Here is an 11,351-nt window from a genome sequence, read left to right as displayed (position 1 = left end):
CCCGGCTTACTTTCTACGCCCCAATTTTGCGGCCTCACCCACTGCTGCTCCCATGCCCGCTCCCGTCAATTCCGCCAACTCGCCCGCTGCCGCCCAAGCCCTTCCGGTCACCATTGACGTGGTGGCCATTGGCCGGCAGGTGCTGCACGAAGAAGCCGCCGCCCTGCACGACGTGGCCGCCGCGCTGGCCGCCACGCCCGACTTTGCGAACTGCGTGCGGGCCATTTTGCAGCTCAAGGGCCGGGTGGTGGTCACGGGCATCGGCAAAAGCGCCCACATCGCGGGCAAAATCGTGGCCACGCTCAACAGCACCGGCACGCCGGCCCTGTTCATGCACGCCGCCGACGCCATCCACGGCGACCTGGGCATGATTCAGCCCGGGGACTTCGTGGTGGCCATCAGCAAGAGCGGCGACACGCCCGAAATCAAGGTGCTCGTGCCGCTGCTGCGCCGCAAGGGCGTGCCGCTGGCCGCGCTGGTGAGCAACGCCGACTCCTACCTCGCCCAGCAAGCCACCTACGTGCTGCACGCCCCGGTGCAGAAAGAAGCCTGCCCCAACAACCTGGCCCCCACCACCAGCACCACCGCCGCCCTGGCCCTGGGCGACGCCCTGGCCGTGTGCCTGCTCGAAAGCCGGCAGTTCACCGCCGCCGACTTTGCCCGCCTGCACCCCGGCGGCACCCTGGGCAAGCGCCTCTACCTGAAAGTGGGCGACCTGAGCCGCCAGAACCAGCGCCCTCAAGTAGGCGAAGGCGCGCCCCTCAAGGACGTGCTGCTGGAAATATCCGGCAAGCGCCTCGGCGCCACGGCCGTGCTCGACGCCGCCGGCCAGCTCGCCGGCATCATCACCGACGGCGACCTGCGCCGCATGTTGGGCAGCTTTTCCGACCTCGAAAGGCTCAGCGCGCGCGACATCCTCACCCCGCAGCCGGCCACCATTGACGTGGAAGACTTCGCGGCCGAAGCCCTGGCGCGGATGCAGCAGCGCAACATTACGCAGCTGGTAGTCACGGAAGACGGGCAGTTTGCCGGCTTCATTCACCTGCACGACTTGCTGCGCGAGGGTCTGGTGTAGAGGCGCTGGGTGAATGAATGAATGAATGAATGGGTATTTTACCGGCCGTTGCGGTGTGGGTGGTGGCCGGGTCTTCAGATTTTCCCGTGCAATTTTGTTACTGATTCCCACCCCTTGATTTTCACCAGGTGAACGGGGCGAATAGCGGCCCACCGGGTCATTCACCCACTCACCCATTCACCCATTCACCCCTTGACCAGCACCTACCTCATCGTCATGGCTGGCGGCATTGGCAGCCGGTTCTGGCCGTTTAGCCGCACCCATCACCCCAAGCAGTTTCACGACGTGCTGGGCGTGGGCCGCTCCATGCTTCAGCTCACCGTCGACCGATTTGCGGTGCTGTGCCCGCCCGAAAACGTGTTTGTAGTCACCAACCGCGACTACGTGGCCCTGGTGCAGGAGCACCTGCCGACGCTGCCGGCCGACCAGATTCTGGGCGAGCCCATTGGCCGCAACACCGCGCCGTGCATTGCCTACGCCAGCTACCGCATCGCCCAGCGCGACCCCCGGGCCACCATCATCGTGACGCCGGCCGACCACGCCGTGCTGCGCGAAGACGAGTTTCGCCGCCTCATCGGCACCGCCGTGGCGGCGGCCCGGGCCAACGACGTGCTTATCACCCTCGGCATCCAGCCCTCGCGGCCCGACACCGGGTACGGCTACATTCAGTACATGGACGACCAGTCGCTGCCCGGCGGCGGGTTGCACAAGGTGAAGACCTTCACCGAGAAGCCCAATTTGGAGCTGGCCCGCATGTTCGTCGACAGCGGCGATTTCCTCTGGAATTCCGGCCTGTTCGTGTGGCGCGCCGACGTGATTCTGGCGGCTTTCCGGCAGTACTTGTCCGACATCGCCGAGGTGTTTGACGAAGGCGCCGACGCGCTGGGTACGCCCCGGGAAGAAGCCTTCATCAGCGAAGCTTACTCGCGCTGCCGCAACATCAGCATCGACTACGGCGTGATGGAAAAGGCCGACAACGTGTACGTGCTGCCCGCCGACTTCGGCTGGAGCGACGTGGGCACCTGGGACTCGCTGCACCGCATCGGCCGGCACGACGAGCACGGCAACGTGGTGAGCGGCGACGTGCTGCTCTACGACACGAGCGGTTGCGTCATCAAAACCCCGTCCGAGCGCCTGGTGGTGGTGCAGGGCCTGGAGGATTACATCGTGGCCGAGTACGACAACGTGCTGCTCATCTGCAAGCGCAGCGAAGAGCAGCGCGTGAAGGACTTCGTGGCCGACGTGAAGGCCAAGAAGGGCAACGGGTATAATTGAGGGCGGTAACCTCACCCCCTACTCCTCTCCAAAAGAGAGGGGAGCCGGACTAACCGACAACAAAAAAGCCCGCTCACTGAGCGGGCTTTTTTGTTGTCGGTTTACCAGCCTATCCATTTGATAAATTGGTCAAACTTTTTGATTCCCAGCTCCGCTGGATAAACGCGGTGGAATTCCGGCTCTCTCAGATGCCGAAGACAGTAATCGAAAAGGAAGGCTTGATTGGTGCGGTCAAATCTAATATGGAGCGTTTCGTGACCAAACTCAAAAGGAATATAACCGCTTACAACCAGGTTGTCCAGGGAAGTCACAGCAAAAAGCCGCCTCGATAAATTAGTGGCCTGAATGTGCCTGACCAGAGCTAACATATGGTCATGTTTCCAACCATACTCATTTAGGCTGATGTAAGTGCCTTCAATCTTCTGCCAAGGATGAGCAGTAGCAATGAGTTGGCCCATAAAATAAACTTAAACCCGCTGCCGGGCCACTTCAAACAGCATGATGCCCGCGGCCACGCTCACGTTCAGGCTTTGAATCTGGCCGCTCATGGGCACCTTCAGCTTCACGTCGGCCAGGGTCAGCAGGTCGGGTGAGATGCCGTCTTCCTCCGAGCCCATGAGGATGGCCACGGGGCCGGTAAAGTCCACGTCGGCGGCGCCCACGGCTTCCTCCGCTTTTTCGGTGCAGGCCACGACGGTCACGCCCGATTGCTGCAAGAACCGGATGGTTTCGTGCAGGCTATTCTCCCGGCACACCGGCAGAATATTCAGCGCGCCGGCCGACGTTTTCAGGGCATCACCGTTGATTTGGGCGGCGCCGCGGCCGGGCACCACGATGGCCTGCACGCCCAGGCACTCGGCCGTGCGGGCAATGGCGCCGAAGTTGCGCACGTCGGTAATGCGGTCGAGCAGCAGCAGAAACGGCACCTTGCCCTCCTCAAACAGGCCGGACACGATGCTGTCGAGCGGCGCGTAGTCGATGGGCGAGACGAAGGCCACCGCGCCCTGGTGGTTTTTGCGGGTGAGGCCGTCGAGCTTTTCGGCGGGCACCTGCTGCACCGGGATGCCGGCGGCGCGGGCGGCGGCCGAGATGTCGGCCACGAGGCTGTTCTTGGTGCCGCGCAGCAGGAAGATTTTCTCCAGCGTGCGGCCGGCGCTCAACGCTTCCAGGATGGGACGCAGGCCGAAGAGCATGTCGATGCTGCGGTCGGCGGCGGGGCGGTTTTCGTAGCGCGGCCGGTCGTCGGCACTGGCGCCGCTGCGCTCGCGGTAGGGCGGGCGGGCCTCGCCGCGCTCCGCGCGGCCCACGGGGCGGTCGGTGGGGGCGTCGTCGCGGTTGTCGCTACCGCCGCGGCCCCGGGGGCGGGCGGGGCGCTCGTCGAATTCGCTGCCGCTGCGGTCGGGGCGGAACTGTTTGGGGGTGACGGGGCGGTTGGCGCCGTCGTAGAAGCGGCGGCCGGCTACCGGGCGCGCGGGTCGTTGGGGGCGTTCGGGCCGGTCAGGGCGGTCGGGGGGGGTCTCCATTTTTCAACGGCGGCGTACCAGAGCAGCTCGTACTCGGGCCGGCGCACCAATTCGTAGTAGTCAGGCGCGAAGGTACTCGGCCGGGGGCGGAAGGTGTAGCTGACGGGCCCGCCGCTCTGGCTGCCCTCGGGGTAGAACCACCGCTCCTCGCCGTTGAACAGCCGCCGCACGCTGGGCGGCGGCCCCAGTACCACGTACAGCAAACCCCGGTCGGTGAGCCAGCCGGCTTTGTGCGCGGCGAAGAGGGCATTGGCCGCCGTTACGCGGCCATAATAGCGCCGTATCAAGTCCTTACCCAGCTTCTGGTTGCCCTGGGCGATGTCGAGCCAAAACTTGTCCACGGCCCGCTTGGGGTCGGGCGCGTCGGTCAGTTTCTGCCGCTCCTGGCTGGTGGTGAGGTAGCGCAGGGGCTCGATGAGCTCGGCCGCGGTGGTGAGGGCGGGGTAGGCATTGGCCGCCACCATTACGGCCAGCGTGCGCAGCTTGGCGCCACCGGTCCCGCCCACGCGCAGGGCATACAGGCCGGGCTCGTCGAAGCGCAGGGGCTCGCCGGGCCGGGTTTCGGCCGAGTCCAGCACCGGCAGCACGCGCGGCCCGGCGGGCAGGGCCGCCGGGTTGGTCATGGGCGGCAGGGCCGGGGTAGGGTTCACGGCGTAGCGCTTCCAGCGCACGGGCTGGTAGAGGCCGTAGCTGTCCACGCCAAAGGTTTCACCGGCCCGCACGTAGCGCCGCAGCAGCGGCTGCCCCACCGAGTCGGTAAGCACGAACGGCCGGGCCAGGTGGGCCTCCGTCAGGCGGAGCCAGGCAGTGGTGGTGGGCTCCTGGTAATCTTCCTTGGCATCGACGCGGCCCGTGCTCAGCTCCAGCACGGCGCCGGCGGGCACCCGGGCCGCCGCCACGCAGAAGCTGAGCCGCACGCCGCCGTCGCCGTCGGGACGCGGGCGCTGCTGGCGGCGCGGCACGCTGTCCTGCCACAGCGGCTGCTTGGCTTCGTAGCTGGGCCACACGGCTAGGCGCAAGTTGTGGCCCGGGCCCAGGCGGGCGGGGGCGGGCAGGCGCAGGTAGAGGCGCAAGCTGTCGCCCTCGCGGCGGGTGTCCACGGCCAGGCGCGGCCCGTCGCGGTAGAGGCCGGCGTAGTCGGGGCGCGGGGCCAGGGGGGTGAAGGCGGCCTCCTGGAAACTGAAGCTGCCGGCCAGCAGCAGCAGCAAACCGCTTACTCCAGTTACTTTAGCTATGCCTCTCATGGGTCGAACTATATGGAAAGGTCGCGTCGGCTGCCAATTGGCAACTCAAGGGCGGGCCATTCGCTTGCGTAAATTTGGTGCCAAATAAGGCTTTCTTCATTGCCTTCGCCTCATGTCCTTTCGCCTCGACCGAACGGCCTTCCACGCGGGTACCCACGCGGAAGCCGAAGCCTACCACCGCGCGCACCAGCCCAACACGCCCACCGAACGCCTGCGCGCGGCCATGTACCTCAACAGCGTGGCGTTTAATTACGACCTCAACAACCCGCCGCGTCTGGACCGCACCGTGTTTTCGTGCCGGGTCCACGCCCACCGCCGCGATGGGTAACATCTTCAACCCGGACTTTCGTGATTTTTTGGCAGCACTGCAGCAAAACAATGTTCGCTATGTATTGGTAGGCGGCTACTCCGTCATCCTGCACGGCTACAGCCGCACCACTGGCGACCTGGACATTTGGGTGGACAAAACGTCGGCTAACTACGCGCAGTTGGTACAAGCCTTCCAAGCGTTTGGAATGCCAATCTTCGACATGACGGCCGAGAATTTTCTGCACCAGACCAAATTCGACGTGTTCACCTTCGGCCGTCCCCCAGTCGCCATTGATGTCATGACCAGCCTGAAAGGACTGGACTTTGCCGACGCCTACACTCGGGCTACAGATAAGGAGGTGGAGAGCCTGACCGTTCGCCTGATTCACTTCCAGCACTTGCTGCAAGCCAAGCGTGCCGCCGGCCGGCCGCGCGACCAAAACGACTTGGACAACCTGCCTGACCCCGAATGAAAAAGGGTCGGCCCGCAGTGCGCGGACCGACCCTTTCTTGGCTCCTTGTCCGTCGCCTACCGCGGGTAGTACTGGTTCATCAGCCCCACGGCTTTTTCGCTGCGGGCCTTGTCGCCGCTCAGCTCGGCGGCGCGGTACACGTATTGCAGGCTGACGAGGTAATTGCGCTGGTCGTCCTCGAACAAGCTGCCGTCGGGCCGGCCGGCGTAGTAGGCCAGCATCTGCTCCGAGCGGCGGGTCATGGTGTCGAGGATTTCGTCGGCTTTTTTCTTCTCGCCGCCCGCTACCAGCGCGGGCACGAGCTGGGGCGAATACACGTCGTACGGAATGGCTTTGTCGGGCATCAGTGCCAGGCATTTATCGGCCACTTCCTTGGCCTTGGCCACGTTGCCGTCGGCGAGGTAGGCCGAGGCCAGGCGCGCGAATTTGTCGCGGTAGTTGGCCGGGAAGCGCAGGCTGTTTTCGTCGTAGAAAATATTGGGGTTGTCGAGCCCGCGGTAGCTGAAATCCCGGAGCAGGTGCTGCTCGGTGATGGCCTTTTCCACGTAGCCGTCGTCGCCGCTGCGGGGGTCGTAGTTGGGGTCTTTCAGCGGCAGCAAGCGGTAGGCCATGCCCTCCATCTGGAAGTAGGGCTGCAGGTTCATGTAGTCGCTGGGCGCCACGGTGCTGCTGAAATAGATGGGCCGCCGCCAGTTGTTGGTGGCAATCATGTCCAGAATCACCAGGTTTTTCTTCTCGATGGCGCGCTTGCCCATGCTCCAGTCCATGCGGGCGACGAGCTGCTTTTCGCGGCCCTTGGGGATGATGCCGAGCTTCTTGACGGCCGCCGTGTCGACGGGCAGGTAGAAGTTGGGCGTCGGAAACGACATCATGCCCGGGCCGCCCTCCTGGTACTGCACCTGCAGGAGCGGGTTGTCGTCCTTCACCAGTTGAATAAACTCCTTGAGGTTCACGCTCTGCACGGCCGGGTTGGCGGCGAAGGGCAGCATGTCGTTGGTGCCCTGGGCGTAGGCCGCGTCGCCCATGCTGATGGGGAAGCCCTCCGACTTGTACGAGCGGCGCTTCATCTGCTGGATGTACCAGTCGGTGTTCAGGTAGCTGAGGACGGCCACGCGCACGTCGGTGCGCACGCCCTCCACCTCCTGGGCGTACCAGAGTGGGAAGGTGTCGTTGTCGCCGTTGGTGAACAGGATGGCGTTCGGGGCGCAGGAGTTGAGCAGGTTTTTGGCCGAGTCCACCGAGTTGTAACGGCCCGAGCGGTTGTGGTCGTCCCAGCCCTGGGCCACCATGATGCCCGGAATAATCAGGCCCGCCGCCAGGGCCAGGCCGGCGCGCAGGCCGTCGGCCTTCACCACTTTGCCCAGCAGCTCGGCCAGGCCCAGCACGCCCAGCCCTATCCAGATGGAAAAGGCAAACGTGGCCCCGGTGAAGGTGTAGTCGCGCTCGCGCGGCTCGCGGGGCGGCTGGTTGAGGTAGAACACGATGGCCAGGCCGGTCATCAGGAACAGCAGGCCCGTCACCCAGGCGTCCTTGCTGTCGCGCCGGCTCTGGAAAAACAGCCCGACGAGCCCCAGAATGAGCGGCAGCGCCAGGAAGTTGTTGTGGGCCGGGCTCTCGCCGATGCGCGGCGGCAGGCTCGCGGCGCCGGGGCTGAGCGGCGTCACCACGCCGGCCTGCTGCACGTCGGACTCGCGGCCCACGAAGTTCCACATGAAGTAGCGCCAGAACATGTGCCCCATCTGGTAGCGGAACAAAAAGCCCAGGTTCTGGCCCATGGTGGGCTTCACGCCCTCCTGAATATCCACCCACTTCTGGTAGTTGGCCACCTGGTCGGGCTCGTAGTTGTAGATGCGCGGCAGCAGCATCAGGTCCTCGTCGGGGTAGCCGGGCTCCTGCTGGCGGGGCAGAATTTCCTTGTAAGTGTTGGTCTTCGGGTCGCGGGCGTAGCGCGGGGCGCCTTCCTCGTAGCGGTCGGGCTTGGAGCTGAACTGCGGGCCGTAGAGCAGCGGCCGCGAGCCGTACTGCTCGCGCTTGAGGTAGCTCACGAAGCTGAGCACGTCCTCGGGGTTGTTTTCGTTGATGGTGGGGTGGAAGGAGCTGCGGATGGGCACGATGAGGTAGCTCGAATACCCAATCAGGATGAACACGAAGCACAGCATGGCCGTGTTCAGCAACTGGCTCCGGCGCTGGAACGAGAGCCGGAAGCCGAAGTAAATCAGGCCCCCAAACAGCAGCAGGAAGATAATCAGGCCCGAGTTGAACGGCAGCCCGATGGTGTTGGTGAAGAACACCTCGAACCCGCCCGCCAGCGTGGGCAGCCCGGGGATGATGCCCACCAGAATGGAGCCCACGATGACCATGCTCACCACCATCACCAGCAGGCCGCCCTTGGCCGTGGGGTTGGCCGTGCGGCGGTAGTAGTAGATGAAGCCCAGCGCCGGCAGCGTGAGCAGGTTGAGCAAGTGCACCCCGATGCTCAGGCCAATGGCGTAGGCAATCAAAATGAGCCACTTGTCCGAGTCGGGCTCGTCGGCGTGGCCTTCCCACTTCAGCATTATCCAGACTACGGCCGCCGTGCACAGCGCCGACATGGCGTACACCTCGCCCTCCACGGCGTTGAACCAGAAGGAGTCGGAAAACGCAAACGCCAGCGCGCCCACCGCGCCCGCGCTCAGAATCAACAGGGTTTGGTAGCCGGTGGGCTCGATGCTTTCGGCGGTCAGGGCGTGGTCGCGGGCTTCGCCGCGCAGCACCAGCTTGCGGGCCATGCGGGTGATAATCCAGAACAGAAACAGCACCGTGAACGCGCTGCTCAGCCCCGAAAGCGCATTTATCAGCACCGCCACCTTAGTCACGTCGCCGAAGGAAAGCAGCGACATCAGGCGGCCCAGCAGCAGGAAGGTGGGCGCGCCCGGCGGGTGGGGTACCAGCAGCTTGTAGGAGCAGGCAATGAACTCGCCGCAGTCCCAGAACGAGGCCGTGGGCTCCAGGGTGAGCAGGTAGGTGACGGCGGCAATGGCAAAAACGAGCCAGCCAACGAGGTTATTCAGGCTTTTGAAGGAACGCATAAAGTCGGAAAGAGCGCGGGCCCCAGGGCCCACGCGGCAGGCAGAGAGTCGGGAAACAAAAGCTACGGGAGCAGCCAAAGGTCAAAAGTAGCACGGCAACGTTGCAGTCGCCGGAATTCGGGGGGCGGCAACCAGTGTACCACCGCCCTGGCCCGGAGCCCGGGGTCCGGCAGCCGCCGCGTTGCGACCGCGCCACGGCCTACAAACACGAAAAGCAGCCCATGGCTGCTTTTCGGTCATCGAACTGGAAAAAATCCGGGTCAGTTTTGCAAGACAAGGCGCTTCGTGGTCACCACCTTGCCGTCTACCAGCAGGCTGTAGAAATACACGCCGGCGCGCAGGTCGGTCAAATCCAGCGGCAGGCCGGCGGACGTTAGCTCGGGCTTGAGGGCGAAGGTGCGAATCTCCTGGCCGATGATGTTGTTCAAGCGCAGCTTGTAGTCGCCGCTGAGCTTCTGCTTCTGCTCGAACTGCACCGTGACCTGGCCGCGGCTGGGGTTGGGGAATACATTCACCGTAATGCCCGCTGAGCGCGCATCCAGCGTAGCGGTGGGCGTGGCAACCCGTACGTCGAGGCTGCCATACTGGCCCAGGTTTGGGCCACCGTGTGAAGTGCAATGATAGGGGAAGATGCCCACCGTATTAAAGGTTCTGGTAAACGTTGGGCTAGCCGAATTCATCGGGAAGGTTGCCCAAGCGGCCGGGGAACTGTCCGACATCGTGGGGTGGGAGCCAGCTACCCAGGTCCAGGTAACTACGTCGCCCACCGTGATGATGCGGACATCTGAGTCTGAGTTCGTGTTGTTCGGCCCGTGGTAATAATTATTGCCAACTAGGATGGTGATGTTGACCGCCCACGAGGGGGCCAATGAAGCTACTAACAGCAGCAGAGCAGCTAATGAACGAGTAAAGAGTTTCATAACAAAGGCAGAAAAAAATGAATGTGAAAAGACAATGATTGAAAGCCGAAAACAAGCATCGTGCCCGTTTACCCAAGCCTGAAGCCTTGACCAACGCGGTGCAAGGTACTTCGGTTTTTTACATAGACCAGCGAAATGGTCGAAAGTTGTGGTGCCGTTGTAAAACAATTCGGTTGTCGAGCCGAAATGGTTGCCTGCCGGTGAATCGCGGCGCTGAAACCACACCACCCAGCGGCGAAAGTAGCCCCCGGAGTTGCTACCCGTGCCGGATTTCCTGCAGGCCGAACCGCCGCAGCTCGTTGCCAATGGCCACGGCCAGCCGGCCGTCGTCCTCCACCCCGACAATCTGGCCGCTCACCTGCTGGTCTTCAATGATGAAGAAATGGGTTTCCTGGTAGCGGTAGAGTGCCTGCAGGTACGCCCGCCGCAGCTGGCCCACCTGCCCGGCCCGCAGTTGCAAATAGCGCCGCTCCAGGCATTCGAGCAGGCGCGCGGCCAGGGCCTCGCGCGGGTAGGCCCGCCCCGTGAGTTGACCCACCGACGTAGCCGCGGGCGTGGCGAAGCGCTGCTGATTGATGTTTAGCCCAATGCCGACGATGCTGTACTGCATGGTCGCACCACTCAAGGTGTTTTCAATCAGGATTCCGCCAAGTTTCTGGTCGCCGTAGTACAGGTCATTGGGCCACTTTAGCTTCAGTTTGGGGTCGGGGCCGAGCAGGGTTTGGGCCCAGTCGTGCACGCCCAGGGCCACGGCCTGGCTCAGGCGGAACTGCTGGGTTGCGGCCAGAAATGTGGGCTGCCACACCACCGAGAGCGTCAGGTTTTCGGCGGGGGCAGCTTCCCAGTGGTGGCCGCGCTGGCCCCGGCCGGCGGTCTGAAAGTCCGCAATGACGGTGCAGCCGTCGCTGGCCCGGTTTTGGACAATCAGGGCCTGGGCCTCCGTGTTGGTGGAGGCGCAGGCCGGCAGCCACAGCAGCTGCTGGCCCGTGAACAGGGTTTGGGGGGTGACAACCACGGCCTTCTTTCGCGTATCGTTAACTTCGCTGACTTTCGGCGGCAAAGCTCACACCTAACAAGACAATATGAAAAGCACGTTGGTCCGGCAGGATTCAGACACATTGGCAGATTTGGTCGTTCGCGGCATGCAAGACAAGAAAGCGTCCGACATCGTGGTGCTGAATTTGAAACAGCTCAAGAATGCCGTGGCGGATTATTTCATCATTTGCTCGGCCAATTCGGATACCCAAATCGATGCCGTGGCCCGCTCGGTGGAGGAGGAAATTGAAAAAGTAACCGGCGAAAGCCCCTGGCAAACCGAAGGCCGCACCAACCGCGAGTGGGTGCTGCTCGACTACGTGGACGTGGTGGTGCACGTGTTTCTGCGCGACCGGCGCAAGTTCTACGCCCTTGAGGAGCTGTGGGGCGACGCCGACATCAGCTACATCGAAGCCGAGCCGGCGTAGG

General features: G+C 63.7%; 11 protein-coding genes. 5 read left to right on the top strand and 6 right to left on the bottom strand.

Annotated features, from left to right (window positions below; genetic code table 11):
- Positions 1 to 52: 52 nt before the first annotated feature.
- Together RMO51_RS11040 and RMO51_RS11035 are read left to right on the top strand one after the other, a co-directional pair.
- On the top strand, positions 53 to 1,075 hold the full coding sequence (locus tag RMO51_RS11040; protein WP_310394609.1) for a KpsF/GutQ family sugar-phosphate isomerase: 1,023 nt from the start codon (positions 53 to 55) through the stop codon (positions 1,073 to 1,075).
- Positions 1,076 to 1,267: 192 nt separating this feature from the next.
- The gene (locus tag RMO51_RS11035; protein ID WP_310394607.1) at positions 1,268 to 2,350 is read left to right on the top strand and encodes a mannose-1-phosphate guanylyltransferase; all 1,083 of its coding nucleotides are present in this window, start codon (positions 1,268 to 1,270) and stop codon (positions 2,348 to 2,350) included.
- A 101-nt stretch (positions 2,351 to 2,451) separates the two neighbouring features.
- On the opposite strand, the gene RMO51_RS11030 is transcribed toward RMO51_RS11035, so the two are convergent.
- From RMO51_RS11030 to RMO51_RS11020, 3 genes are read right to left on the bottom strand one after another with little or no spacing between them, the layout of a single operon-like run.
- Positions 2,452 to 2,808, bottom strand: a complete 357-nt coding sequence (locus RMO51_RS11030; RefSeq protein WP_310394605.1) for a hypothetical protein — start codon at positions 2,806 to 2,808, stop codon at positions 2,452 to 2,454.
- 9 nt (positions 2,809 to 2,817) lie between these two features.
- Positions 2,818 to 3,873, bottom strand: a complete 1,056-nt coding sequence (gene rlmB / locus RMO51_RS11025; protein ID WP_310394603.1) for a 23S rRNA (guanosine(2251)-2'-O)-methyltransferase RlmB — start codon at positions 3,871 to 3,873, stop codon at positions 2,818 to 2,820.
- On the bottom strand, positions 3,810 to 5,117 hold the full coding sequence (locus tag RMO51_RS11020; protein ID WP_310394602.1) for a GWxTD domain-containing protein: 1,308 nt from the start codon (positions 5,115 to 5,117) through the stop codon (positions 3,810 to 3,812). Before RMO51_RS11020 ends, rlmB begins: the two co-directional genes overlap by 64 nt.
- A 112-nt stretch (positions 5,118 to 5,229) precedes the next feature.
- On the opposite strand from RMO51_RS11020, the gene RMO51_RS11015 reads away from it, so the two are divergent.
- Positions 5,230 to 5,445 (top strand): hypothetical protein, encoded by a 216-nt coding sequence (locus tag RMO51_RS11015; RefSeq protein WP_310394600.1) that lies wholly within the window; start codon positions 5,230 to 5,232, stop codon positions 5,443 to 5,445.
- Complete coding sequence (locus RMO51_RS11010; RefSeq protein WP_310394598.1) at positions 5,438 to 5,899, top strand: DUF6036 family nucleotidyltransferase; 462 nt, start codon at positions 5,438 to 5,440, stop codon at positions 5,897 to 5,899. The genes RMO51_RS11015 and RMO51_RS11010 overlap by 8 nt, the downstream gene beginning before the upstream one ends.
- A gap of 56 nt (positions 5,900 to 5,955) precedes the next feature.
- Here the strand turns inward: RMO51_RS11010 and RMO51_RS11005 are convergent, their stop codons facing one another.
- From RMO51_RS11005 to RMO51_RS10995, 3 genes are all read right to left on the bottom strand, one after another.
- On the bottom strand, positions 5,956 to 8,967 hold the full coding sequence (locus RMO51_RS11005) for a DUF2723 domain-containing protein (RefSeq protein ID WP_310394597.1): 3,012 nt from the start codon (positions 8,965 to 8,967) through the stop codon (positions 5,956 to 5,958).
- 260 nt (positions 8,968 to 9,227) lie between these two features.
- The gene (locus RMO51_RS11000; protein ID WP_310394595.1) at positions 9,228 to 9,887 is read right to left on the bottom strand and encodes a T9SS type A sorting domain-containing protein; all 660 of its coding nucleotides are present in this window, start codon (positions 9,885 to 9,887) and stop codon (positions 9,228 to 9,230) included.
- A gap of 256 nt (positions 9,888 to 10,143) precedes the next feature.
- Positions 10,144 to 10,902: a biotin--[acetyl-CoA-carboxylase] ligase gene (locus RMO51_RS10995; RefSeq protein ID WP_310394593.1), complete on the bottom strand. Its 759-nt coding sequence runs from the start codon at positions 10,900 to 10,902 to the stop codon at positions 10,144 to 10,146.
- Between the two features lie 67 nt (positions 10,903 to 10,969).
- Between RMO51_RS10995 and rsfS the strand changes: the two genes are divergently transcribed.
- Positions 10,970 to 11,350, top strand: a complete 381-nt coding sequence (gene rsfS, locus RMO51_RS10990; protein WP_310394591.1) for a ribosome silencing factor — start codon at positions 10,970 to 10,972, stop codon at positions 11,348 to 11,350.
- Position 11,351: the final 1 nt, after the last annotated feature.

Source organism: Hymenobacter sp. (assembly GCF_031398885.1).
Taxonomy (GTDB): Bacteria; Bacteroidota; Bacteroidia; order Cytophagales; family Hymenobacteraceae; genus Hymenobacter.
Note: the sequence above shows the minus strand (reverse complement) of the source record. Positions and strands in the feature narration are given on the sequence as shown.

What these genes read in the sequence shown, in the direction of transcription:
- RMO51_RS11040 (WP_310394609.1), top strand. Translation starts at nt 53, where the DNA reads ATGCCCGCTCCCGTCAATTCCGCCAACTCGCCCGCTGCCGCCCAAGCC.
- RMO51_RS11030 (WP_310394605.1), bottom strand. Translation starts at nt 2,808, where the DNA reads ATGGGCCAACTCATTGCTACTGCTCATCCTTGGCAGAAGATTGAAGGC.
- rlmB (WP_310394603.1), bottom strand. Translation starts at nt 3,873, where the DNA reads ATGGAGACCCCCCCCGACCGCCCTGACCGGCCCGAACGCCCCCAACGA.
- RMO51_RS11020 (WP_310394602.1), bottom strand. Translation starts at nt 5,117, where the DNA reads ATGAGAGGCATAGCTAAAGTAACTGGAGTAAGCGGTTTGCTGCTGCTG.
- RMO51_RS11015 (WP_310394600.1), top strand. Translation starts at nt 5,230, where the DNA reads ATGTCCTTTCGCCTCGACCGAACGGCCTTCCACGCGGGTACCCACGCG.
- RMO51_RS11010 (WP_310394598.1), top strand. Translation starts at nt 5,438, where the DNA reads ATGGGTAACATCTTCAACCCGGACTTTCGTGATTTTTTGGCAGCACTG.
- RMO51_RS11005 (WP_310394597.1), bottom strand. Translation starts at nt 8,967, where the DNA reads ATGCGTTCCTTCAAAAGCCTGAATAACCTCGTTGGCTGGCTCGTTTTT.
- RMO51_RS11000 (WP_310394595.1), bottom strand. Translation starts at nt 9,887, where the DNA reads ATGAAACTCTTTACTCGTTCATTAGCTGCTCTGCTGCTGTTAGTAGCT.
- rsfS (WP_310394591.1), top strand. Translation starts at nt 10,970, where the DNA reads ATGAAAAGCACGTTGGTCCGGCAGGATTCAGACACATTGGCAGATTTG.